We start from the raw sequence: 22,945 nt of genomic DNA on the forward strand, positions 1-22,945 counted from the left end.
CCTCGATCCCCTCAAGCGGCCTGCATCAACAGGCTGGCTTCCAGCGCCACGATGGCAACAATGCCGGCGACCTCAGCGCGAATCAGCCGGCGTCGGGCCAGCGTGCTGTCCTCGCGCGCCAGCAGCCGCCGCCGCATCCAGACCCAGCCGCAGGCCGTCGCCCCGTACAGGAACAACCGCCACACGAAGAAGTAGCCCGATGCGGCCGCGAGCCACCGCTCCCAGCCGGCCACGCTGCCAACGAGATAGATGCCGGCGATGTTGGCGCCCACCGCAGCGGCGACGATCACGGCCGCCCACAGCAGTGCTTTCGCCGCACGCCGGCTGATGAGCCAGCGCAAGGGGCGCCAGGCCATGCGCTCCGCGCTCATGGCCGGCCTCCCGGATTGCCCTTCTGCAACTGGTCGAGGCGGTCGGGCACCGGATCGCCCTCATAGATGCCGCGCGAGCCTGCCGCGCGCGTGCCATGGCGCTGGATGATGGCCATCGGCGAGTTGTTCGCCAGCTCGCGCCGCAGTTCAAGTTCGGTCTTGAGGTTGCGGATCTCCCGGTCGAGCGTGTCGCTCTCGTGGTTCACGGCCTCGACTGCCAACTCGTTGGCTGCCACGTTGGGCTCTTTCTTGCCGGTGAGCAGCGTGCGCTGGAGCAGCAGTGCCTTCTCCAGCACCGACGAAAGCGCCACCTCGGACGCGAGGCGCCGCGCCAGCAGGTCCTGGTCCGGCTCGTCGCGCAGCGCCTCGATGACGCCGCGCGTGATCGGCAGCGACGTGCTGCCGGCCTCGCGCAAGTTCTCGAAGGTGGTGTTGCGCACGCCGGAAACCAGTTCCTGCAAGACTTCCAGCTTGGCTTCGTACTCCTCCTGGATCAGCGGCGTCAGCCCGACGCCGGGCACCGTCTCGGTCTTGGTGCAGGAATCGCACGTGCGCTGCACCTGTTCCCCGAGGACCCGGGTGGCCCATTCGGTCGCCTGCTGCGGCGACGTCCAGGTCTGGCAGGACAGGCTCGCGCAACTGGTGGACGCGATGGAGGATGTGTCCGTCACGCCGCGCCCGTTGACCAGGTTGTAGCCCGCGCGGGTGACGTCGCCGACCACGCGGATGGCGGACTGGCCTGCGCCACCGGCATTGCTGCCGCCCACCCAGGGAACGCCGTCGTTGCCGCGGCGCGTCTCGGCCTGCTCGACGGCCGACACGGCATCGTTGCTGCCAACCGCGTCACGCAAGGCCATGCCTTCGGCCATCTGGCTCCAGCCAAGCTGGCCACCCGCAGTCTCGGCCATCTTCTCCGCCATGGCGCGGCACGTCAGCTTGGAGCGGTCGAAGTCCAGCCGCGCCTGCAGCACGCCGTTGGTCAGCAGGTTGTACAGGCCCGGATCGGCGCGCTGAATGATCAGCGCCGGCAGCGATGCAACCGCGCTGGTCGCGCTCTGGATCACGTTGCTCATGATCTGCTGAAAGCCGTTCGTGATGCCGTTGAGCTGATTGCGCAGCGTGGTCTGGATGCTCATGTCGCCGCAGATCAGGTTGCTGTTCCACCCCACGCCGACCCCGATGGAGCGCATGCCGGCCGCGCGGCCCATGGACACCGCACTGCCACCGCCGATCGAGTACATGACGTCATCGCCGAGGAAGGGGCCGCTGTTCTGGTATCCGACCTGCGCCCACGCCAGGCCGCAGACCAGAGCGAGCGGGCCGGCCAGCGCCTTCGGGCGCAGCAGGCGGCACGCCTTGGCGGAAAGGTTCATCGATTCAGGACGCTTCATCGTGGCACCTCAGAGGAAATCGACGCTGCCCAGGAACACCTGCCCGCGGCGTTCGCAGCACGCATAGGGACGCCACAGCGCCCAGGCGTAGTCGCCTTGTTGGGCCTGGGTCAGCGTGCCGCTGTGCGGGAACACCACGCAGGTGTTGGACAGGCGCGGCGTCAGCTCCTGCCACTTGCCCGTAGAGGCATCACCCTCCATCAGCGCGCCGGCCGGCCAGTAGCCGTCGCGGGCGTTGGCAAGCAGCGGCTGGTACACGTGGATCTGCCCGCGGCGCGTGACGACATCACCGGCGCGCTGGGCCACGACGGCCCCGGATTTGTAGTCATCGGTCTGATGCAGGAAGCCGCCGCGCGGATAGACATTGCCCCAGAGGTTCATCGTGGTGCGCGCACCGACCTCGCGCATGCCCGGAATCAACGCCTCCGGGTAGGTCATTTCAGGCACGTTGTAGCGCCAAGCCAGCGTGTCCAGGGTGCTGAGTAGATACGGCATGAAGGCCGTGCCCGCGCCTTGGCAGAAATAGCCCGACGACGATGCGAACTGGTTGAATACCTCGCCGCCAGGATGGCCGATGACATCGCTGTTCTTGAATTTGGCGAGGTTGTTTTCGTGGTCTTCGTTCGTGGTCCCATCCCCACCTGCCTGTGCGGATGGGTTGGGCGTGCTCATCGCCTGCACCTCGACCCAGGGGTTCTCTCCGGTGTTGCTGTAGCTGGAGACGACCGCATCGGGCACGTAGTGCCGGACCTTGGTGGATGTGCGCACCGTGCAGCCCGTCCAGGTGCAGTAGAGCCAGTAGCAGATGCCCACCACCCGGTACTCCAGGCAGTCCGGCGACATGACGGAGGACACGATGGTGGCGGTGTTCAAGGCGTAGCTGCCCGTGGCGCTGATCAGCAGCAGCGAGGCCACGGCGACGCGCAGGCGGCGCAGCAGGTCGAATGGGCGATGGGTCACGGCTGCGTCCTCCGGTGTTGCTCGATGCGCGCGACGGCCCGGGCCACGTCCGGCTCGCCATAGACCACAAAGCGTTGATCCACCACGACGGCCGGGATGGTCGTGACATCCAAACTCCATGCGTCGGTGACGCCCTGGTAGGCGGTGCCGATGCGGCGCTGAAGATCGGTGCCGCCTTGCTTCAGGCGTTGCCGGACGATGGCTGCTGCCCGCTCAGGGTCGGCTGGAAGATTCGCGGAAAGCTCGGCCTCGATCCGGGGCGTTTCGCCCAACTCGATCAGTCGCTCGCCGCCCATGGTCTTGACCGGGTGGCGGCTGTCGGTGACGACCACCACGTCGGCGGCGAAGGTGGCCGGGCTGAACACCGCCAGAGACGTCGGCAGCGCCACGGCCATGCCAAGGGTTCGCCAGCCTGGTGCGAACCGGGTAAAAGCTGCTGGCATGTCATGTGCCCCGGAAGTTGATCAGGGCCATAGTCAAACGCCGAACCCCAGGCGGCCCCAACAAACAATGCGCATCGCGGCCACCCCGCATACCTGCTTGCGTCGCCGCAAAGAAAAAAGCGGAGGCCGAAGCCTCCGCGCTGATCAACGAAGCAGTGCAACCCTTACAGCAGGCCGGACTCCGCAAAGGAGAACGGGGCACCCTGGCCGACGATGATGTGGTCCAGTACCCGCACATCGATGAGCGCCAGCGCGGCCTGCAGTTGCTGGGTCAGCATGCGATCCGCGCTCGACGGCTCGGAAATGCCCGAGGGGTGCTGGTGCGCGAAGACCACCGCGGCGGCCTTCAACTCCAGCACACGCTGCACGACGACACGCGGATAGACCGAAGTCGAGTTGATCGTGCCCCTGAACAACGGCTCGTAGGCCAGCACCTGGTGCATGCTGTCCAGGAACACAGCGGCGAATATCTCATTGGGCTCGGCGACCAGCTTCACGCGCAGGTAGTCGCGCACGGCCGTGGGGTCGAGGAGTTTCGCACCCGCTTTGAAAACCCGCTTCTCCAGCAGTGCAATGGCTTGCTGGATGATCCAGTCCTCGTGTTGGGCAGCGATGGCGGAAAGCGACTCCAGGCAGGAGTCATTGACGACGAAAGACATGGCGAACCTCCAGACGGTGAGATCGGAGGGCGCGCGCCCTGGGAGGGCAAGCCCTCCTGGGGAACGAACAAGGTGCATCCATCACCGCGGCAGCGGTGATCGTTCGCGGCCAGGATGCGAGGCGAACGGGTTTCGGTCAGCGCAGTGGACTGCGCCGTAGCCTTGAAGACCGGGGCTACCTGGGCATGTCGCCGACGACGTCGGCAGGCATTTCCGATGTAGTAGGTGTGGCGGCGGGATCGCCGGCCGCGAGCATGTCCATGGCCGACAGCAAGGCATCGCCCTCGATCGGACCCTGCAGTAGGATCGCCTTGCCGGTTTCGCGATCGTGCAGCCGCAGCGACGGCGTGGCGGTCACGCCGCTGCTCGTGGCTTCCGCCGTCTGGGTGCGGATCGGCGCCTCGGGCCGTTCGCTCGCCAGACACTGCTCGATGGCTGGCGTAAGGTCGGGGTACCGCAGGTCCTCGGGCAAGCCCTGGCCGTCGCTGCGCGTGTGGGCATAGACCCACTCGACAGCCTGCCAGAAGGCGGCATGGCCGCCAGATTCGCCGGCGCACTCCGCCAGGCTCGCTTCGGCAGACGCGGCCGGCTCATGCGCGGCCAACGGGAGGTGGTGCCATTGCAAGGCCACGTCCGCGTTGCCGGCCACCCAACGCTTGAGCACTGGGAAATAGGATCGGCAGAACGGGCATTCGAGGTCCGCGTAGAGCGTCAGCGTGAAACGCCCTTCCGGATTTCCCATCTGCCACGGAGGCCCGGCCACCTGCGTCACGCTGACCGGCGTTGAAGTCTGGGGAGTGGACTTGCCAGAATAGCGGGACACGAGCCAGATCAGCAGCAGCGCTACCAGCACGGCGGCCAACACCCAGGGCCAGCTGAGCCTCCAGCGCCGACGGCGGAACGCCTGTACCTGCATCGGAATGGATGGGCGTTTCTGTTCCATGGCGTTCTCCGGTGTACGGCAGATTCAGGGCAGGTCCAGGGTCGGCGACTCGATGCCACGTGCCCGGTCGATCTTCTCAGCCACCTTGAAGGCGGCATCCAGCTCGCTGACGCCGTGCTGCTGCATGAGCTGGTAGCGTTCTGCCTTCTCCTCGGGCTCGGTTTGCGCGAGCGCGAGGTAGAGACTTGGCGGCACGGCGCGGAACAGCACTTCCATGCTCTTGGAGAGGATGACGCCCTCGGTGAACTTGCCCGCTTCCTTGCGTGCGGAGAGCATCAGCGCCTTCTGCGCCGGCGAGAGTTCGCGGAACCTGGCGATCTTCTCCACTTCGTCCGGCGGCATCGACAGGCACACCCACCACTCGATCATGTTGAGCATGGGCTCTGCGGCGCGCGGCAGATCGTCGATGTTTTGCGTCGCCAGCCAGAACCAGGCGCCCAACTTGCGCCACATTTTTGTAATTTTCACGACATAGGGCGCGAGCAGCGGGTTCTTGGTGATGATGTGACCTTCGTCGGTCACGTTGACGATCGGCCGGCCCAGGTACTGGTCGCGCTCGGCGATGTTGTTCACCGTGCTGATCAGGCTGATGTAGGCGATGGAGAGCTGCGCGTTGTAGCCCTCGCGGGCATAGGTCGCCAGATCGACCAGCGTGATGTCGGCCTCGGGCCACGGCGTGCCGTCACGGTCGAACATCTCGCCGTCCGTGCCTTGGCAGAACATGTCCATCGCGTCCGCCATCTCCAGCAGCCGCACGCGCCGCATCTCGGGCAGCGTCGGGTCCTGGCCACGGGCGCGCAGCGCGTTGCGCACGTCGCGCGTGAGCACGGTGCGCTTTTCGGCCACGCAATGTTCGGCGGCGTCGAGGATGCACTGGCGGATCAGCGAGCGGTCGGCCCGCGTCATCCGCGCTTCTTCCTTGTCTTCGCCGCCCGTGATCATCAGCCGCGCTGTGATCTCCAGTTCGCCCAGCACGTCGCGCTGCTCGTCCGCTTCCATGGCCGAGGCATCGGGGGGCAGGTCTTCGTCCAGCGCGTCGGCATCGAGCGTCTGTACGTCGCTGGGCGTTTCGATCAGCCGGCGTGCGTCGGCGAACGGCGCCAGGCTGATGCCCGATCCGGGGGCCAGCTTGACCCGGTTCACGGTCAGGCCCAGGCGCCTGGCGAAGTCGCTGAACAGGCCGAAGCTGTTGCCGGCTTCCACGATGAAAAGCCGCGGCCGGTAGATGGCCGTCACCTGGTTCAGCAGGTTGTTGAGCGTGGCGGACTTCCCCGAGCCGGTGGGGCCAAATAGAAACAGATGGGCATTCATCTGCCGATCCAACCTGTTCAAGGGGTCGAACGTAATCGGGCCGCCGCCGCGATTGAACATCGTGATGCCGGGATGCCCCGTGCCCTGGGCGCGGCCCCATACTGGCGACAGGTTCGCCGCGTGCTGGGCGAACATCAGTTGCGTGTACCACCGGCGCCGGTCCTTGCCGGGGTTGTAGCAGCACGGCAGCCAGCGCAGGTAGCTGTTGAGCGGCGCCACCTCGTCGTCCTCGCGCACCGGCTGCAGGCCGGCGTTGAGCATCACGTTCGCGAGGTCCAGGCCGCGCCGATCCAGTTCCGCCTCGTCGCGCCCGCGTAGGTAGAACGCCAGAGTGCCCCGGTAGAGCTTGTGCGCGCTGCCGATCAGGGAGCGGGCTTCATGCACGTCCTTGAGCGTCTGCTCCGACGCCAGCGTCTCGCCCACAGCTTTCTTCGCCAGATGGTTGAGGTCCGATTCGAGGACGTCCTGCGGCGTGGCCACCATGGTGAGACACATCAAGGTGTCCTCGGGCATCTGGTCGAACAGCGTGTTGATCGCGTCCCCCTTGCGGGTCTCGCCGGTCAGGTGCCCGGTGCCGGGCGGCATGCGCAGCCGGTCGGTGATCAGCACGCGGTGCGGCATGCCGTCGAAGTACCAGGCCCCTTGCGCCACGTCCGAGCGCGGCTGCCCAAAGAACAGCCGCTGGCTGAAATCCCGCCCGCTCGCCAGCTCGATCTCGCCGGCCTCGCTTTCCTCGGTACTGTCCGGATAGCGCGCCAACGCGTAGAAGCGCTCCCGGTCCTCCACCCCAGGCCCGAGCAGCGTGGGGCGCGGGTTGAACCACCGCAGCAGCCAGTCGTGGACGTCGGCCGCGACCATGCGCCGGGCCTGGATGCCGGCGTTCGCCAGGCCGCCGCACAGGCGGTCGCAGACGATGCCCAGCATCTGCTCGGGTGTCTGGCCGCGGCGGTTTGCCTGTCCCTGTCCGCTCGCGCGGCGGTACACCACCATGCGCACGCGCCGCGTCTGGCCGCGCCAGCGCAGCCGCGTGACCACCGTGTCCTCGAACAGGCCGCCGGGCTTGGCCACAGCGCGCAGGTGGTGGCCGAAGAAGCGCAGGTAGAACTCGGTGAACGCCGAGCCGCGCGCACGTGGCTGCACGTAATCGCGCAAGGTCTGCATGTACTGGTCGAAGCTCGGTTCGTCCTGGGCATAGAGCTGGAGCACCCACGGGTTCTCGTCCAGTTCATCGAAGCTGTCCTGAAGCGCGTTTTCCAGGGCGTCGCGGGCATGCGCGAGCCAGCCGGGTTCCCGGCCTTCGGTGCCCAGCGGCACCAGCTCGTAGAAGGCGGCCACCGATTGGCCGTCCTCCAGGAGCATCGATTTCGACTCGGGCAAGAACTCCACCCAGGGCAGCAGTTCCACGAAGGACGGTGCGACGTCGTACAGCGCCTGCTCGTCGGCCACGGTCGCCGGCTTGCGGCCCTGGACCGCGGCGCCGGGTTCGGGGATGCCGGCTTGCTGCAAGGCCTCGACGTGGCGCTGCCAGCCGTCCGGCTGCTCGTCGGCGGCGGTGTCTTCGGCGCTGACGGCAGCCAGCTTCGGCCATGGAAGTTTCCACCGCATCAGTAGTCCTCCGTCCTCTCGCCAGGCATCGCGTACTGCACGCGCTGGTACAAGGGGAAAACCGTCGTGTAGCCCGGCACGGGAACGGGGTCGGTGCCGGCCAGGTGCGGGTACACGTACATCACGAGATCGGGATTGGGCAGACGCTGGAACTGGCGGTGGACCTCATTGCGCGCGGTGCGCGTGTAGCGCATCTGCTCAACAGGTGCGGCCTGCACGTCGGCGTCGGTCAGGGGCCGACGCAGGCTCTGGCGCGCATCGAGCAGCTGGCGGCCGGCGTTCCGCCCGGCTGCGCCACCGCCACCGCCGTCGCCGGCTTCCTGCTGCCAGATGTCCATCATCGTGCGGTCACCGTGGGTCAGCAGCTTTTCCTTGCTGGTGGCGCAGCCGCCAAGCACCGCGACGGCGAGGGCCAGTGCCAGGCCACGGGCCAGGTTAGTCAAGTTCGAGTGCATGGCTTTCTCCTGCGCGGTGATCGACCTTGCGGCCTTCGGGATCGAAGTCGATGGCGAGCGGCTTTTCGAGGTGGACGGCAACCTTGGCGCCGGGTTGGACATAGACGGCGGCGAAGGCTTGGCCGTAGAGCTTGTTGACCCAGGCCGACATGTCCCGGACACCGCCCGCGAGAATCTGGCCGACCGCTTCCTGGCCGGTGATGCCCACGGTGCCGATGGAGCCGTCCGAGCCGACATAGGACATGCGGCCGCTGTCACTCTCGATGAGCGAGGCCACACCGGCACCGGCCGCGGTGATCAGGGCCTGCGAGCCGAGGTATTGCTGGGCGTTGCTGCGCCGCTCGCCGCTGACGCAAGGAATGCCGTGGGGATCGCTGATCCAGCCCAAGCCGTCGCGCTGTTGGTTGTTCTGCTGGTTGCCCTCGCGGTCTTCGGGGATTGTGCGAATCGTGCCGTCGTTGAAGACGAACGTGATGCTGCGCACCTGACCGCGCACGCACGAGAGCGTCCAGTCGCCCGAGGCGGTGCCGCTGAACACGGCGCCGGCCACGTCGGGAATGTCGATGCCATTGGCGGTCAGGTTGTCCGGCCCGACCAGAACTTTGAACGGATAGGGATCGTTGACCGTGCCGTCGATCGGCACGCGGCCGATCAGCGCGGTCATGGCGACCGAACCCATGAGCGTGGAGTTGGTCGGCACGGTATAGACCGGCTTGGCACTCTTGCCCCCGGCGGCGCGGGCGCCCGCGTTGGCCACGGTTTCCGCGGTGGTTTCGAGCGTGCTCTGCGCCGGGCCGAAGCTCGTGGGGAAGCTCATGCCGCCGCTCGCGCCACGCCCCCCGTTGCGCCCCTCGGCGGGCTTTGCGTCGTCCGGCTCGACCCACCGCACGCCGCCCTCCATGCCTGCCTCGTCGCCGCCCTGCAGCCCCAGGCCCACGGGCAGGTCCGCATGGCCGCCGCCGCGCCCGCCGATGCTGTCCAGACGCCGCTGCAGGTCGGCGAGCAGCCCTTCGGTTTGCTGGCGCGCGCTGGCCGCCTGCTCTTGGTCGCGGCGCAGGTTGGACCGCTCGGATTCGAGCGCCGAGTTGATGCGCTGGTCGATGGAGTTCTCGCGCTGGCGCAGTCGCTGGTTCTCTTCACGCTGCGACTTGTTGTCCGAGAGCGCGGTCTGAAGTTCGGTGCGCAACTGCTTGACCTGCGCAACCAGCGTTGCCACGGTGTCGCGCGGGGTATCGCCCTCGATGCCCAGCGCCTTCATTTCATCGGGCGTGAGCTGGGCGCCGTTGTCCGCCGCGGGTGGCGCCGTGCTGCCTCCACCCGAGAACAGCCGGATACCGACGAACAGCACCAGGATGGCGACAGGGATCATCAGCCACTTGAGTAGGCCGTTACTGCGCATGGCGGGCCTTCTTGGCGTTCTCGTCGCCGTCCGGCTGCGGCAGATGCACGGCAGGGTCGAAGCGGTGAATCGCCGGCAGCAGCGACTGCGCGAGGCCGCGGCCGCGCGTGACCAGGTACAGGACGGTCGTGTCCTCGGGCGTGCCGCGCGGGCCCAGCGCCTCGTGCTGGAAGGTGGCGGTGAGGAAATCGCCTTGCAGCACGCGCGGGTCGAGCGTGATCCAGCCGCCGCTGCCGTTGGTCAGGCGCACGGCAGTGACCCACTGGTCCTCCAGCCGCCACGACGCGAGCGCGACCGCGCGCACGGGCAGCGTTGGCATCAGTGTGTCCAGGTCGAGGTCGCGGGGCAGGTTGACCCGCATGACGCCCGGCAGCGGCTCCACGGTGCGCAACGGCGCGTAGAGGTGCTGCGCGGCGAAGCGCGTCAGGACGACAGGGACCGGGGTTTCGCGCCGCGCGGTCCGCGCACCTGCCTGGCCCTGGGCGCGTGCCGGGGCCTCGGCACTGTCGGCCTGCTCGCCATAGCGTCCCGGTGCGCTGTCACCCTCGACGATGCGCACCGGCTCCAGCTCGGCTTCCCCGTCCTTGGGTGGTTCGGCTGCGATGTCCAGCAGGATCAGCGCGCCCGTGTCGGCGTCCTGCAGTTGCAACCGCGTGGGCTCGATCGGCTCGCTGGCGCGCAGGTACACCGCGCCGCCCGCACTCTGCACGCGCAGGCGTTCGCCCACGCCCGCGGGCACGCCCACGCGCACGTTCCGGTCAATGAACACGATGCGTTCCTGACCGACCTTCAGCGGCACTGCCAGTGGCATGCGTTCCCAGCGCAGGATCTCCACTGCATGGGCGATGGGTGCCGCGGCCACGGCCAGTAGCCCCAGCAGCGCGAATACAGGATGCTTCATGGGGTGTTTCCTCCTTGAGGCGCTTGCGGAGACAGGCCACTCGGCGCCGGGCGCGTCGGCTCCGGTGCACTGATGCGCTGGGGCGCGCCGTCGTAGCAGTCCAGCGCCAGGCCGAACGGGTTGCGGGCGGGATCGACGTCCACCCGCGTGACCTTGATCGGATAGCGCACCAGGGCGCGCTTGACCTGCTCGGCGCCGTAGTACTCGTCCGCCGTGATGTCCAGCGTCACCACCCAGTCGCGATCGGACACGGTGCGCACGCGCGCCGTGGGGTCGTCGCCATAGCCGCGGCCGGGAATCTCGTAGATGCCGCGCACGCGCTGACGCAGCTCGCCCGTGGAGCGGCGGTAGTCATAGTCCGCCCGCAGGAAGGCCTGGCAGGACGGGGTGAGGTACGGCGAGAGCGTGTGGAGGTTGCGCGAGTAGTCTTCTTCGCCATTGGTTGGCCAGCGGTTGAGGGTCTGGAACACGTAGAACGTGAACGCATAGACCGATTCGGGCGGCACTTCCCACCACTTGCGGGTACTGCCGGAGCGCAGGTCGGGCGGGACGTGGATGGTCAGGTCGCGCGGCGCGCTCCACCAGCCGCCGCCCATGACCAGGGCGACGACGACCAGCGCGCCCGCGCCCAGGCGCAAGGTCTTGATGTGCGCCTGCAGATGGGTAATCTCGTTTTTGAAGCGGCTCATCGCATGCTCCTGCGGGTGGACCAGAAGCCCGAGCGCGAGATCAGCACATGGCCACCGACCCAGCCTGCCATCAGCGGATGGCGCGTGGCGATGCGCCATTGCAGTTGCCGATACAGCCAGGTGTCGGGACGCCCACGCTTGAGGCGGCGCAGGATGCCGCCGCCGATGAAGACGCCGAGCGCCACGCCCAGGACGACGAACGTCGGCGCCAGCGCGATCGTGCGGAACACCCAGGACAGCGGCGCGCCGACCAGCAGGCCGGCGGCGCCGGACAGGCCGCAGCAAATCCAGAGTTCGTCAGCGGTGAGGCCGCGCACCACAACGGGATGGCGGTTGAGCCGGTGCGGAAGGAAGGTGACCGTTCCGTCCGCACGGACGTGCTGCTGCTCGGACATACCGGCCTCGCTTACAGGATGCCGGTGGCTTCGGTGAGCAGCCAGATGCCGATCACGAGCAGCACGGCGCCGATGGCGACCGTGAGGCCGAACTGGCCCCACGTCTTGCGGCCGGTGTGGATCTCCGCGTAGGTCCCGTAGGCGTGGTAGCAGACGCCGATGAACATCGACGCCACCACCAGCAGGGCCACGAGCATGATGATGTCGTAGCCGTAGTTGCGGATGGTCTCCATGATGCCGTTGCCGGTGCCGCGCGTGGGGTTCTCCAATTGCGGCAGACCTTGCGCGAACGACAGCGCGGGCAGCGCGGCGGCGCCCAGGGCCACGGCGGCGCGCTGGGCAAAACGGGAAGTGAGGTTGCGGTTGTGCATGGTCGGGCCTTTCAGGTCAGGACAGAAGGAAGAAACTCAGAACGAGGTACATCGCGACGAAGCGAATGCAGACGCCGAGGAACTGGCGCTGGTTGAGGCGGCTCTCGGACCACCCCACGTAGGCCGTTCGGATGGCCCAGACGCCCCACACGAGCAGGACCGCGAGCACGACGCCGACCAGGACGGTCGCCATCGCGGAAGGCGCGATACCGCTGTTGGCTTGAAATGCCGAGACCTGGGCGCCGTTCATTGCTTGCCCCCCGCAGTCGTCGCCGGCAGCGGCTCGGCCGCCCGCTCGGTGCGGTAGTCGCCGGCCAGTTCGGAGGGGTCGCGCGGCTGAGCGCGCGATGGCGTCAGGTGAAACTGGATGCCGGCGCGAACGCGCGCCAGGTCAGCCAGCAGCCGCGGGTAGTCGAAGTGGTAGCGCTCGCCCGGCTGGATGGGGGCATGCGCGGCGCTGTCCGCGACGGTGCGCTCCAGCGCGTCGAGCTGGCGCAGTGCGGCGACCAGCTCCTGGCGCTGTGCCGGGGACTCGGCCAAGGCCATCTGGGACTGACCCAGCAGGAGGGCCGTCACGAGAAAAGTGGGCACGCCGCGATGCGCGGCGCGCAGCCAGATCGAAGCCACCATCGCGCCATTCCTGTGTGATCAGCAATGGGGTGATCGTGGAGATCAGGGCTGTTTTAGGCCGCAAACAATAGGAACTGGCGGACGACCGGATTGGGCATACCGCGAGCGAACCTACAAAAGCCCGGGTTGAGTTTCGATTATTGCGTTTTTCGAGTGTTTCGAATATGATCGGCTCTGCAACCGTTTTCGCTTAGGAGCTACCCATGACCACCGCCACTGCCCAATCCAAGATGACCCTTCCCGCCGCGGGAGAGGTTAAGGCAGCCGTCCAGGGTCAACGTGCCTTGGCGGCTTACCTCGCAACCCAGTTCGAGACGCAGCACATCCAGATCTTTGATGACCACAAACAGGCTCATCAGGTGGAACTGCCTACCTCGGCTTTACGCCTGCTGGTCGACATCCTGGCCGAGTTGGCCGATGGCAATGCAGTAAAGGTGGTGCCCGTCCATGCAGAGCTGACGACCCAAGAGGCGGCGGACTTGCTCAACGTGTCCCGTCCCCATTTCGTCAAGCTGCTAGAAGATGGGGTGTTGGCATTTCATCGCACCGGCAAGCACCGCAGGGTGAGGTTCGCCGATCTGATGCAGTACAAGGAAGCGCGCGAGCGCGCCAGTGAGCAGGCGATGGCCGAACTCGCTCAGCAGTCGCAAGAGTTGGGAATGGGATACGAATGAGGCATTCCCCATTCACCGCCGTCTACGACGCGTGCGTTCTATATCCCGCGCCACTGCGGGATTTCCTGATGTGGCTCGGCCTGTCTGGCCGCTTCCGGGCGCGGTGGAGCCAAGCCATTCATGAGGAGTGGAAACGCAACCTGTTGATCAACCGCCCCGATCTCACCCGGGTTCAGGTCGACAGGACGTCGGATCTCATGGACAGGGCCATTCCGGACGGCTTGGTGGAGGGCTACGAAGCGCTCGTGGCAGGCCTGACATTACCCGATCCGAATGATCGGCACGTCCTGGCTGCGGCGATTCGCTGCGGTGCGAGCGTGATTGTGACGTTCAACGAACGTGATTTCCCGAACGATCTGCTGGCTCCGTACGGCATCGAATCGCAGCACCCCGATGAGTTTGTGGACAACCTGCTGGATCTGGATGCGGCCGCCGTAGTGTCGGCTGCGCAGCGCCAGCGTGCCCAACTCAAGCATCCGCCGATCGATGTGGACCGCTATCTCGAAATCCTGCTGCGCCAAGGCCTTGTGCAAACGACCAAGGTGCTGGCGACCTATCGCACCATTCTCTGACCCGCCGAGAGCCACGGATGACCAAGAATCCTTCATCAGACGCCACTTTGCCGAAAGGCATCCATCGAAGCTGGAAGCTGCCGGATAAGTCGCTGGGTGACTTGTGGGATTCGATCGTGATGGACGAAGCCATCAAAAAACAGTTGCTGTCACAAGCGATCGTCAACTTCACGGTGCGCCCCAAGGTGGAGCGCACGGTACTCCCCCTGCACGGCGTGATCTTGTTGGTCGGCCCGCCGGGGACTGGGAAGACCTCCTTGGCACGGGGCTTGGCGCATCGTGTGGCCGAATCTTTTTCTTCTGCGAAGTTTCGATTGCTGGAAGTGGAGCCTCACACGCTGACGAGCTCTGCAATGGGAAAGACTCAACGCGCCGTGGCAGACCTGTTCTCGCAATCGATCGCAGAATCCGCAGCGGCGGGCCCGACGATCGTCCTTCTGGACGAGGTCGAAACGCTTGCGGCTGATCGAGCGAAGCTCAGCCTGGAAGCCAACCCGGTTGATGTGCACCGGGCCACCGACGCGGTGTTGGTGCAGTTGGACATGTTGGCCGAACGCAACCCGCATCTGCTGTTCGTGGCCACCAGCAACTTCCCACAGGCCGTCGACAGTGCCTTCCTATCTCGTTGCGACATGGTGATGGAGGTGCCACTGCCCGGCAAGGATGCCTGCAAGCAGATCCTAGTGGACTGCCTGAATGGCCTGGCAAAGACATTTCCGGGGATTGGCAAGCTTTCCTCGGCTCACCAGTTCGACGTGTGCGCTGGCGAGTGCGTCGGATTGGATGGTCGGGCCATTCGCAAGGTCGTAGCCAACGCCCTCGCGGCCGACCCGCAAGTGGCTATCGATCCGAACAAGCTTTCCGTAGAGCACCTGCGCAGTGCGATACGACAGGCAAAGCAAATGCGCCTTCAAGGAGGGAAGCAAAAATGACCACCGTTGTCAGCCGGACGTTTCGCAGCTCGCCGCACCGCGATGCGTTGCAGACATGGGATGCCATTGTCGAACTGCTCACTCAGGGCAAGGACGGCACGGCTCGCTCTGAACTCAGGGCCGTGACGGGCGTGGCCGCCAGCTTGATCGCCGACCAGGCACCCAAGAGCGCGCCCATCGTTGCGACATGCGATGGACCACGGACCAGGATCTACTGCCTCTTCGACGAAGACGCGATCGATGGTGATGATGCCAACGAAGAAGTCTTGGGGTTCGAGCCGTTGAAGGGAGACTGGGGAGTCTCGCTGCCGTGTCCGAAGGAGCAGCTCGGCTGGGTGCAAAGCGCGCTCAAAAAGCACAGTTCTCGCATCATTGCACGGGACTTGAGCCAAGGAATTGCCACGCAGGCGCAGGCCGATGCTGGGCAAGCGCTGTCGCTCGACCTCGGAGGTTTCCTCAAGTCATGAGCACCGTCGCCACCTACTCGTACACGCACTCGGTTACCTATGTGACCGACAACATCCTCAAGAGCTTGAAAGACATCATCCTGCTCAGTGGGCTGGACCCTGAGCACTTTGCGGATCGCTGGGAGAGCAATACCCGAGCCATCAAGACGTGGCTCGGGACCGGTGATCTGCGCAAGGTGATTCTGGAGATCTACAACCCGGCAACCGACAAGCTCGTGACCCGATGGGATATCGACATCGTGTATGGGTGGTCCGATGGCGACGGCAGCTTCTGGACAGATACCGAGCAGTTGAAGTACGCGATCAAGAAAGCTGGGCTGCTGCCATCGCAGGCCAAGTACAAGTTAATGCTCGATACAAAGCCAGGGCGACCTGATGTGGAGGGATGGAGCAAAGGAAGTTATCGCTCGACGGATGGAATGGTCAAGCAGAGCCTAGGCTCGACTGTCGAACACAGCGGCCTGGCGGGTCAGGCCGGATATTGGAGGCAACGCTGATGCTGTCGATCGATGAAGCTTTTCGCAAGTTCAAGTCGCGTCTGGAACTCAACGAACGCGAACAGAAGAATGCCTCGCAACGCCAGAACGAAGTGCGGGACTACCTGCAGACCAAGTTCGGCATTGCGCGCAGCTTCCTGACCGGTTCCTATGCTCGATACACGAAGACGAAGCCGCTCAAGGATATCGACATCTTCTTCGTGCTGAAGGACTCGGAGAAGCATTACCACGGCAAGGCCGCATCGGTAGTGCTGGATGATTTCCACTCTGCATTGGTGGAGAAATACGGTTCGGCGGCCGTGCGCAAACAGGCGCGCTCGATCAACGTGGATTTCGGTGTTCACATCGACGCGGAGGACAACACGGACTACCGGGTGGTCAGCGTGGATGCGGTGCCCGCATTCGACACCGGCGACCAGTATGAGATCCCCGATACGGCGTCCGGAAAGTGGATCAAGACGGACCCGGAGATCCATAAGGACAAGGCGACCGCAGCGCACCAAGCCTATGCCAATGAGTGGAAAGGTCTCGTGCGCATGGTGAAGTACTGGAACAACAATCCCAAGCACGGCGATCTGAAGCCGGTGAAGCCCTCGTTCCTGATCGAGGTAATGGCCCTTGAGTGTCTTTACGGCGGCTGGGGAGGATCGTTCGATCGCGAGATCCAGTCGTTCTTTGCCACGCTTGCCGATCGAGTTCATGACGAGTGGCCGGATCCCGCCGGACTTGGCCCGGCGATCAGCAACGATATGGATGCCGCGCGCAAGCAGCGCGCGCAGCAGCTGCTGTTCCAGGCGAGCCAGGACGCAAGCATCGCCATCGACCACGCGCGTCGTGGTCGCAATATCGAAGCGCTTCGCGCCTGGCGCGCACTGTTTGGCCCCAAGTTCCCACTGTCCTGATTCCATCGGCTTCCATACACGTCCCATCGAGGTACAGCATGTCCCAGTGGTCGCTTTCCCAGCTCCTGTCGTCCCTGCATGAGGACATCCAGCAGCGCTTGTCCGTAGTACGCAAGACCTTCGGTCACCCGGGTACGAAGGGGGATGCGAGCGAGAACGTCTGGATCGACATGCTGGATACCTATCTGCCCAAACGGTACCAGGCGGCCAAGGCGCATGTGGTGGACAGCCTGGGGAACTTCAGCCAGCAGATCGATGTGGTGGTGTTTGATCGGCAATATTCGCCTTTTATCTTCACCTACGAGAACGAGACGATCATTCCAGCCGAAAGCGTGTACGCCGTTTTCGAGGCCAAGCAGACGGCTGACGCGGGGCTTGTGGCCTATGCCCAGGAGAAGGTCGCCAGTGTGCGCAGGCTGCACCGCACGAGCCTGCCGATCCCGCACGCTGGCGGGACCTACCCAGCGAAGCCGTTGATTCCGATTCTGGGTGGCTTGCTCACCTTCGAGAGCGAATGGAGTCCTGCATTGGGTCCATCCATGGACAAGGCGCTGAACGCAAACCTCACCGAGGGGCGTCTGGACATCGGATGCGTTGCCGCCCACGGGCACTTTTTCTATGACCAAGCCAGCGGCGCGCACAGCTACACCAACGAAAACAAGCCGGCGACCGCGTTTCTTTTCAAGCTGATCGCGCAGCTTCAGTTCAGTGGAACGGTCCCCATGATCGATGTGGAGGCTTACGGTCAGTGGTTGACCAAGTGAGGGGGCGCTGTGGCAAGCATACGTTCGGAGTACCACCGGTTCCTGGCGCACTTGGCGCAGCGGCACGTGCACGACGACGTGCGCCGGCTAGCGCACCTGGTGCTCGATCACCTGCAGCCACTGGCCGAGGTCGGTGCTGCACGCCGGGGGCGCTCCACGCGCTTGGCGCCGCTGGCCATCGCGCATCTGGCGCAAATGCCTGTCGCCTACGACGGGGACGCGCGCGGCCCCGAAAACGGGCCGGCGCTCGGGCGACTGCACCAGCTCGAAGTCGGGCCGTTTCGAGGATTCATGCGGCAGGAGACGTTCGACCTCAGCCATGACATCACCTTGGTCTACGGTGCCAACGGCACCGGCAAGAGCAGCTTCTGCGAAGCCTTGGAAGTGGCGATGCTCGGTTCGATCAGCGAAGCGCAGGCCAAGCGGGTCGACCAGCGGACGTACTGCAACAACGCTCGCCTGCGCCGCCACGTCGCGCCAGTCCTGTCGTCTACGGCGGCGGGCGAAGCGCAGGCCGTCCAGCCCGACGAAGCTGAGTATCGCTTCTGCTTCATCGAGAAGAACCGCCTCGACGATTTCGCCCGAATCGCCGCGCGGACCCCGAGCGATCAGCGCCAGCTCATCGCCACCCTGTTCGGCGTGGACCAGTTCAGCGAGTTCGTGCGCGGCTTCAACCCCTCGCTCGATCAGGACCTGATGCTTGCCGGCGTGCAGGCGGCGCAGCTGGCGCAGCGTCGCCTGCGGTTGGCGAGCTCCGAACAGACCATCGCCGCCTACCCGCAGAAGATCGCAGCGGTCGAGGGCCTGGAACAAGCTTTGGCGCAGCGCATGTCACCTGGCGCGACCTATCAAGCCTGCGTGGACTGGCTGCTGGGTACGCCGCAGCAGCAAGGACGGCTACCGTATGTCCAGGCTCAGCTGGACGCCAACCCGCCTGCCATTCACGAGGTGACCCAGGCCCGCCTGCAAGCGTTGCTGGCAGAGGCCTACCGCGTCCAGGGACTGTGGCAAGCGTCTTCCGCGCAACTCGCGGCCCGCGCGGGCGAGGTGTCGTACGCGAAGCTCTACGAGGCCGTGCAAGCGTTGGCGGACGGGGCGACCGCGTGTCCGGCATGTGGAACCGGACTGGCCGCTGTGGCACAGGACCCGTTCGCCAGGGCGCGAATGGGCCTGGAGCAGCTCGCGCAACTGGCCGTCCTGCAGCAGCAAGAGGCCGGGCATCGGACGCAGTTGAGCGAGGCGGTCCGAGCGCTGTGGGACGAAATGCGCCGCGTGGTGGCGGCGGCTGGGGTCGCTTGTCCTGCCGAATCGCAGGCCGCGGGCCTGCCACTGCTGCCTCCCACGTCGGCGGGCAATTGGCTCGGCGGCTGGGTGAATGGGGACCAGCGCGCCTGGCAAGCCCTCTTACGGATCGCACAGATCATCGAAGGCTTCGACGCGCAGGCGCGCGACGTGCATGCCCAGCGCGGCGCGATGGCCCAGGAGCGCGACCGCCTGCAACAGCATCAGCTGGAGATCGAACGGCTGCGGACCATGCGCACGACTGCGGATCAGGAGCTGGCGGCCGCCCGCCAAACCGTGGCCCAATTCGACGACGCGAACCGCGGCCTGATCCAGGCGGCCACGGACGAAATGCCGGTGGTGGTGCACCATCAGCGGGTCAAGGCCGCCTACGACGGCTTCCTACCCGAGATTCAGGCATACCTGACCGCTCTGCCGGGGGTTCTGCTACAGGGGCTGGGAGACCAAGCCCGCCATCTCTACAACGCATTCAACCGGGCCGATCCGCCCGGCGATCTGCTGCACGCGCTGTGGTTGCCCGTGGCCGAGAACGGCAAGATCGAGGTGGAGTTCGCCGGCGAGCCGGGCGTGCGCTACGACGCGTTGATCGTCTTCAGCGAAGGGCACATCAAATGCTTGGGTCTGGCGATTCTGCTTGCCAAGAACCTCGCGCAGGGCTGCCCCGTGGTCATCTTCGATGACGTCGTCAATGCGATAGACGACGACCATCGCGATGGCATCTGGCGTACCTTCTTCGAGGACGGTTTGCTCCACGGCAAGCAGGTTATCCTCACCTCGCACGCAGAGGAGTTCCTGCACCGCATCCAGCAGGAGTTGGGCGTGCGCCGCGCCGCGGCCATCAAGCGCTACAAGTTTCTCCCGCATCAGGGAGAGCACGAACTGCGGGTCGACAGCGACCCGCCAGCGAAGAACTATGTTCTTCTGGCCCAGCAGGCGTTGGCGGCTGACGAGAAACGCGAGGCACTGCGCCAGGCCCGGCCGGCGCTGGAGAGTCTGACGGACCGCCTGTGGACGTGGCTGGGTCGGCGGGCGGACGGCCGGATCGACATCAAGCTGAGCGGGCCCCGCGCGCCTTGGGAGCTGAACAATAAATGCACCAAGTTGCGGTCGGCCGTCGAGCGTATCGCGGCGCAACATGCGGGTGCGCCGGATGCCGTAGGGGCGTTGGTCAGGCTGCTCAATGTCAGCGGTACGAGTATTGAATGGGGTTACCTCAATAGCGGTGTGCACGACGCTCAGCGCGATCATGAGTTCGATCGGGCGACGGTAAGAACGGTCGTCGAGGCGGTTACGGCGTTGGATGCTGCTCTTGATACCCTGCAGAACCGATGAACGGCACACGGCTTTGCAGAGCAGTGCCGCCCGTGTCACCTCATAAGTACTTCTTGAAGCTGCCTGCGGTCAGGCTGACTGCCATCCCCAGCATCGCCGCGCTGGGCAGCAGGATGACCAGAGGATGCACCGATATGGGCAGAGCGAGATAGGTGACCCAAGGCAGCACGGCCAACGGCATCAGGCTGGCCTTCGCGCGGTGGTAGATGAAGCCGGATTCGCGGCCCGCGCCGAACCGGCGCACATCCCGTCGCACCAGGCCGTCAATCAGGCCGACGAATGCCGCCGTGAGGATCAGCGGCAGCGTGAGCACCAGGACCAGCAGGCGCACCAGGAAGGTGAGCGTCGTGAAGGCCGCAGCGATCAGGTAGCTTTCGGCCCAGACATAGACCTGGCTGATGTAGTAGCGGAAGTTGCGGCTCTGCCCGTGGCTGGGCGCGCGGACGCGCTCGGCGGTCTGGCTCATGCGCTCCAGCAACCCCGAGCGCACGAACACCCACTCGTACCCGGTATCCACCAGCTCGTGCGCCGTGCGCCCGGGCTCCTGCACCACCACGCTGCGCGTGAAGTGGTTGGACAGGTGCCCGAGTTCGTACTGCAGCATCTGCTGGGAGTGGCGCCAGCCCTGGTCCTTCCAGAACAGGTGCATGCCGACGCACTCCACCACGATCGAGAACAGCAGCGAGCCAATGAGCACCCCGAGCAGCCGGAACGGTAAGGTGATGGTGCCGACGATCAAGCCTTGGCGTTGGTTCTGCTCCCGCTGCGCGGTCGAGGTGGCATCCTTCATGGCACGGCCTCGTTGCCCGAGCCATCGTCGGCGCCAGTGGCCACCGCGCCGGGCTCGGCCGCAGCGGCATCGTCCAGCAGGTCGTCGGGCAAGGCCGCATCCTGCAAGGCCGGCGAGCTGGTGAACTCCCACCACTGCGTGGCCTCGCTGTAGCTCTGGCGCATGTACCCGGCCAGTTGCTGCAGGTCCGCCGGCATCACTTCATCCGGGTCCGGCGCCGGCAGCGGCATGCGTACCTTCCAAAGCTGGCCGCCCTGCAGCAGCGCGAAGCACTGGCCCTTGGGCAGACCGACGACGTGTGACGGCTCGATCATCGGCACGCTGGACATGCTGATGCGGTCCTGGGTGTTCGACGTGAAGTCCGTCGCGCCGCGGATGTCTGAGCTGTCCGTCGCGCCCGAGACGATGGTGGTCGTATAGACCTCGACCTTCGGCAACTGCCTCGTCAGCAGTTCCGCGGTGGCCGTCTCGCGCACGCGCAACATGAATAAATTGTTGAAATTCCCGATCACTTGGCCGGCCTTCGCGCGATTTCCGATGCGGGCCTCGATGTCCGAAAGCGTTTGCGTGTAGGCGGTGACTTGTAGGCCCGCGCCACCGCCCTTGTTGATGAGCGGAATGAACTCGTCACCCATCAATTCATTGAACTCGTCCGCATGCACGTTGATCGGCACGCGCGCACCAGCCGATGCGCCCGGCAGGCCATCGTCGATTCCGTGCTTGTAGATGTGTCCGGCCACCGAAACCAGGTCAGAGAACATCGAATTGCCGACCGCTGCGGCGACCTCGGCGTCAGACAACGCATCCAGACCCACATAGACGATGGCCCGCTTTCGGATGACCTGCATCCAGTCGAAGATCGGGCGCGGGTCGGCCAGGTCGGAGTAGTTCGGCGCCAGGAGATGGGCGATCTTGCCGCTCGTGAGCTTTTCCAGCAGCGGCAGCAGCGATGCAACGATCTTGTCGAAGTAGGTCTTGTCGTAGCGCACCGCCGAGCGCAGGCCATCGAGCACAGGGTCGTAGTTGCGCGCCTGGGAGAGGTATTGCTCCAGCGCCACCACACGCTTCTCGCGCCCGATCATGTTCCTTGGGATGTTCTTCTCGTTGAGCTTGGCCTCGATCTGGACGATCACCTCCCAGGCCTTGGGCTCCGTCTTGGCAAAGTAGTGCTGGGCGTACTCAATGAACAGCGCGTCGATGTTGATGACGTGGCGCTGGATCAGCATGTAGTCCGGGCGCTGCCCCAGTTCCACCAGGGCGCGGGCGATGATGTTCACGAAGCGCCATGCGAACTCGCGGAACGCCGCGCTGTTGCCTTCGCCGGAGAGCTGCCCCGCGATGCGTGTCGCCACTTCCGAGATCCGACCGAAGCGGCCCACGGCGTTGTAGCGGGCGCTGATTTCCGGCCAGCCCAAGTGGAAGATGTAGAACTCGCCTTCGCGGCCAGCGCGCTGGGCTTCGACGTACATCCGTTTCAAGAGATCGGCATCCCCCTTGGGGTCGATGACGATGACGACCTCATGCTCGCCGGCAGCATTCCTGCGGCGGATGTCCTGCGTGACGAACAATTCGGCCAGGCGCGTCTTGCCCACCCGCGTGGTGCCCAGCACCAGCGAGTGCCCGACGCGCTCGCCCAGCGGCAGGCTGACGTCCACTTCGTCGGGCTCGATGCCGTGCAGCCTTGGCAGGCCGCCGACAGGCGGCAACGGGCGCACGGGGTTGAAAGGCACGTCCCAGCCGGTGAGCTTCGGCAGGCGAGAGAGCGGCAATGGCGCGAACTCCAGCCGTTCCTCCAGGCGCCTGGCCAGCCGGTAGGCCGGCGTCGGCTCGACGTAGCGGCGGAACTCGGGCCGGTACGTCTGCATCAGCCGATGCGTGTGCTTCTGCTCCCAGAGAAAGCCGCGCCCCACGAATAGGCGCTGCTGGCTGACCGGCACGTCCTTGCTGGTCATCACGTAACGCGGCAGACGGCGGATGTTGCGCCGGTAGCGCAGGATGATGCGGGCATCGCGGTAGCGGATCGCGCCGTAGGCGCCGAACGCCAAGGCGCTGCCGATGCCCATGGCCGGGCTCAGCGCGAGCGACCATGGGGCCACCAGGCACAGAAACGCGGCGCCTGCACACGCCGCGACGGTGTATAGCTCCACCGCTGGGCGTAGCAGAACCTCGACCGGCTGTTTGCCTGACATG

25 protein-coding genes are annotated in these 22,945 nt (G+C 65.6%); 8 read left to right on the plus strand and 17 right to left on the minus strand.

The window, feature by feature from the left end:
• Positions 1–11: 11 nt before the first annotated feature.
• The 15 genes from EIP75_RS19655 to EIP75_RS19725 all read right to left on the minus strand — a co-directional run bounded on the left by EIP75_RS19655 (position 12) and on the right by EIP75_RS19725 (position 12,523).
• Positions 12–371: a hypothetical protein gene (locus EIP75_RS19655; protein WP_003090212.1), complete on the minus strand. Its 360-nt coding sequence runs from the start codon at positions 369–371 to the stop codon at positions 12–14.
• On the minus strand, positions 368–1,762 hold the full coding sequence (locus tag EIP75_RS19660) for an integrating conjugative element protein (protein ID WP_006226032.1): 1,395 nt from the start codon (positions 1,760–1,762) through the stop codon (positions 368–370). Before EIP75_RS19660 ends, EIP75_RS19655 begins: the two co-directional genes overlap by 4 nt.
• A gap of 9 nt (positions 1,763–1,771) precedes the next feature.
• Positions 1,772–2,635: a TIGR03756 family integrating conjugative element protein gene (locus EIP75_RS19665; protein ID WP_425536172.1), complete on the minus strand. Its 864-nt coding sequence runs from the start codon at positions 2,633–2,635 to the stop codon at positions 1,772–1,774.
• An 83-nt stretch (positions 2,636–2,718) separates the two neighbouring features.
• Positions 2,719–3,165 (minus strand): TIGR03757 family integrating conjugative element protein, encoded by a 447-nt coding sequence (locus EIP75_RS19670; RefSeq protein ID WP_006226031.1) that lies wholly within the window; start codon positions 3,163–3,165, stop codon positions 2,719–2,721.
• A 164-nt stretch (positions 3,166–3,329) separates the two neighbouring features.
• The gene (locus EIP75_RS19675) at positions 3,330–3,824 is read right to left on the minus strand and encodes a JAB domain-containing protein (protein ID WP_003090203.1); all 495 of its coding nucleotides are present in this window, start codon (positions 3,822–3,824) and stop codon (positions 3,330–3,332) included.
• A 175-nt stretch (positions 3,825–3,999) separates the two neighbouring features.
• Positions 4,000–4,767 carry a DsbA family protein gene (locus tag EIP75_RS19680; RefSeq protein ID WP_003090202.1) on the minus strand — a complete coding sequence of 256 codons (768 nt, stop codon included), beginning with the start codon at positions 4,765–4,767 and terminating at the stop codon, positions 4,000–4,002.
• A gap of 24 nt (positions 4,768–4,791) precedes the next feature.
• Positions 4,792–7,683 carry a conjugative transfer ATPase gene (locus tag EIP75_RS19685; RefSeq protein ID WP_003105079.1) on the minus strand — a complete coding sequence of 964 codons (2,892 nt, stop codon included), beginning with the start codon at positions 7,681–7,683 and terminating at the stop codon, positions 4,792–4,794.
• Positions 7,683–8,138, minus strand: coding sequence for a TIGR03751 family conjugal transfer lipoprotein (locus tag EIP75_RS19690; protein WP_003090198.1), 456 nt, complete (start codon positions 8,136–8,138; stop codon positions 7,683–7,685). Before EIP75_RS19690 ends, EIP75_RS19685 begins: the two co-directional genes overlap by 1 nt.
• Positions 8,119–9,537: a TIGR03752 family integrating conjugative element protein gene (locus tag EIP75_RS19695; protein ID WP_006226029.1), complete on the minus strand. Its 1,419-nt coding sequence runs from the start codon at positions 9,535–9,537 to the stop codon at positions 8,119–8,121. Before EIP75_RS19695 ends, EIP75_RS19690 begins: the two co-directional genes overlap by 20 nt.
• Positions 9,527–10,438, minus strand: coding sequence for a TIGR03749 family integrating conjugative element protein (locus tag EIP75_RS19700; RefSeq protein WP_006226028.1), 912 nt, complete (start codon positions 10,436–10,438; stop codon positions 9,527–9,529). The genes EIP75_RS19695 and EIP75_RS19700 overlap by 11 nt, the downstream gene beginning before the upstream one ends.
• The gene (locus EIP75_RS19705) at positions 10,435–11,127 is read right to left on the minus strand and encodes a PFL_4703 family integrating conjugative element protein (protein ID WP_003090182.1); all 693 of its coding nucleotides are present in this window, start codon (positions 11,125–11,127) and stop codon (positions 10,435–10,437) included. Before EIP75_RS19705 ends, EIP75_RS19700 begins: the two co-directional genes overlap by 4 nt.
• Entirely contained in the window at positions 11,124–11,522 is a 399-nt protein-coding gene (locus tag EIP75_RS19710; RefSeq protein WP_003050133.1) for a TIGR03750 family conjugal transfer protein, read from the minus strand. Before EIP75_RS19710 ends, EIP75_RS19705 begins: the two co-directional genes overlap by 4 nt.
• A gap of 11 nt (positions 11,523–11,533) precedes the next feature.
• Complete coding sequence (locus EIP75_RS19715) at positions 11,534–11,893, minus strand: TIGR03745 family integrating conjugative element membrane protein (RefSeq protein WP_003090173.1); 360 nt, start codon at positions 11,891–11,893, stop codon at positions 11,534–11,536.
• A 16-nt stretch (positions 11,894–11,909) separates the two neighbouring features.
• Positions 11,910–12,143, minus strand: a complete 234-nt coding sequence (locus tag EIP75_RS19720; RefSeq protein WP_003090170.1) for a TIGR03758 family integrating conjugative element protein — start codon at positions 12,141–12,143, stop codon at positions 11,910–11,912.
• Positions 12,140–12,523: an integrative conjugative element protein, RAQPRD family gene (locus EIP75_RS19725; RefSeq protein WP_003090167.1), complete on the minus strand. Its 384-nt coding sequence runs from the start codon at positions 12,521–12,523 to the stop codon at positions 12,140–12,142. The genes EIP75_RS19720 and EIP75_RS19725 overlap by 4 nt, the downstream gene beginning before the upstream one ends.
• A gap of 203 nt (positions 12,524–12,726) precedes the next feature.
• Between EIP75_RS19725 and EIP75_RS19730 the strand changes: the two genes are divergently transcribed.
• Genes EIP75_RS19730 through EIP75_RS19765 form a run of 8 tightly spaced genes read left to right on the plus strand, consistent with a single transcriptional unit; the run spans position 12,727 to position 19,965 of the window.
• Positions 12,727–13,197, plus strand: coding sequence for a helix-turn-helix domain-containing protein (locus EIP75_RS19730; RefSeq protein WP_003050245.1), 471 nt, complete (start codon positions 12,727–12,729; stop codon positions 13,195–13,197).
• On the plus strand, positions 13,194–13,769 hold the full coding sequence (locus tag EIP75_RS19735; protein ID WP_003153636.1) for a PIN domain-containing protein: 576 nt from the start codon (positions 13,194–13,196) through the stop codon (positions 13,767–13,769). The genes EIP75_RS19730 and EIP75_RS19735 overlap by 4 nt, the downstream gene beginning before the upstream one ends.
• Before the next feature lie 17 nt (positions 13,770–13,786).
• Positions 13,787–14,701, plus strand: coding sequence for a CBASS system CD-NTase-associated protein Cap6 (gene cap6 / locus EIP75_RS19740; RefSeq protein WP_016852809.1), 915 nt, complete (start codon positions 13,787–13,789; stop codon positions 14,699–14,701).
• Entirely contained in the window at positions 14,698–15,168 is a 471-nt protein-coding gene (gene cap8, locus EIP75_RS19745; protein WP_003090160.1) for a type III CBASS phage resistance system CD-NTase-associated protein Cap8, read from the plus strand. The genes cap6 and cap8 overlap by 4 nt, the downstream gene beginning before the upstream one ends.
• On the plus strand, positions 15,165–15,665 hold the full coding sequence (gene cap7, locus EIP75_RS19750) for a type III CBASS phage resistance system CD-NTase-associated protein Cap7 (protein ID WP_003090159.1): 501 nt from the start codon (positions 15,165–15,167) through the stop codon (positions 15,663–15,665). The genes cap8 and cap7 overlap by 4 nt, the downstream gene beginning before the upstream one ends.
• Positions 15,665–16,567: a CBASS oligonucleotide cyclase gene (locus EIP75_RS19755; RefSeq protein ID WP_003090158.1), complete on the plus strand. Its 903-nt coding sequence runs from the start codon at positions 15,665–15,667 to the stop codon at positions 16,565–16,567. Before cap7 ends, EIP75_RS19755 begins: the two co-directional genes overlap by 1 nt.
• 38 nt (positions 16,568–16,605) lie before the next feature.
• On the plus strand, positions 16,606–17,331 hold the full coding sequence (gene nucC, locus EIP75_RS19760; protein ID WP_043555297.1) for a CBASS effector endonuclease NucC: 726 nt from the start codon (positions 16,606–16,608) through the stop codon (positions 17,329–17,331).
• 9 nt (positions 17,332–17,340) lie between these two features.
• Positions 17,341–19,965, plus strand: coding sequence for an AAA family ATPase (locus EIP75_RS19765; protein WP_006226025.1), 2,625 nt, complete (start codon positions 17,341–17,343; stop codon positions 19,963–19,965).
• Positions 19,966–20,005: 40 nt separating this feature from the next.
• Here EIP75_RS19765 and EIP75_RS19770 read toward each other — a convergent pair whose 3' ends face one another.
• Entirely contained in the window at positions 20,006–20,755 is a 750-nt protein-coding gene (locus EIP75_RS19770) for a TIGR03747 family integrating conjugative element membrane protein (RefSeq protein ID WP_006226024.1), read from the minus strand.
• Positions 20,752–22,944, minus strand: coding sequence for a type IV conjugative transfer system coupling protein TraD (gene traD / locus EIP75_RS19775; RefSeq protein ID WP_006226023.1), 2,193 nt, complete (start codon positions 22,942–22,944; stop codon positions 20,752–20,754). The genes EIP75_RS19770 and traD overlap by 4 nt, the downstream gene beginning before the upstream one ends.
• Position 22,945 lies beyond the last annotated feature (1 nt).

The sequence above is a fragment of the Aquabacterium soli genome (assembly GCF_003933735.1).
GTDB classification, from domain to species: Bacteria; Pseudomonadota; Gammaproteobacteria; order Burkholderiales; family Burkholderiaceae_C; genus Aquabacterium; species Aquabacterium soli.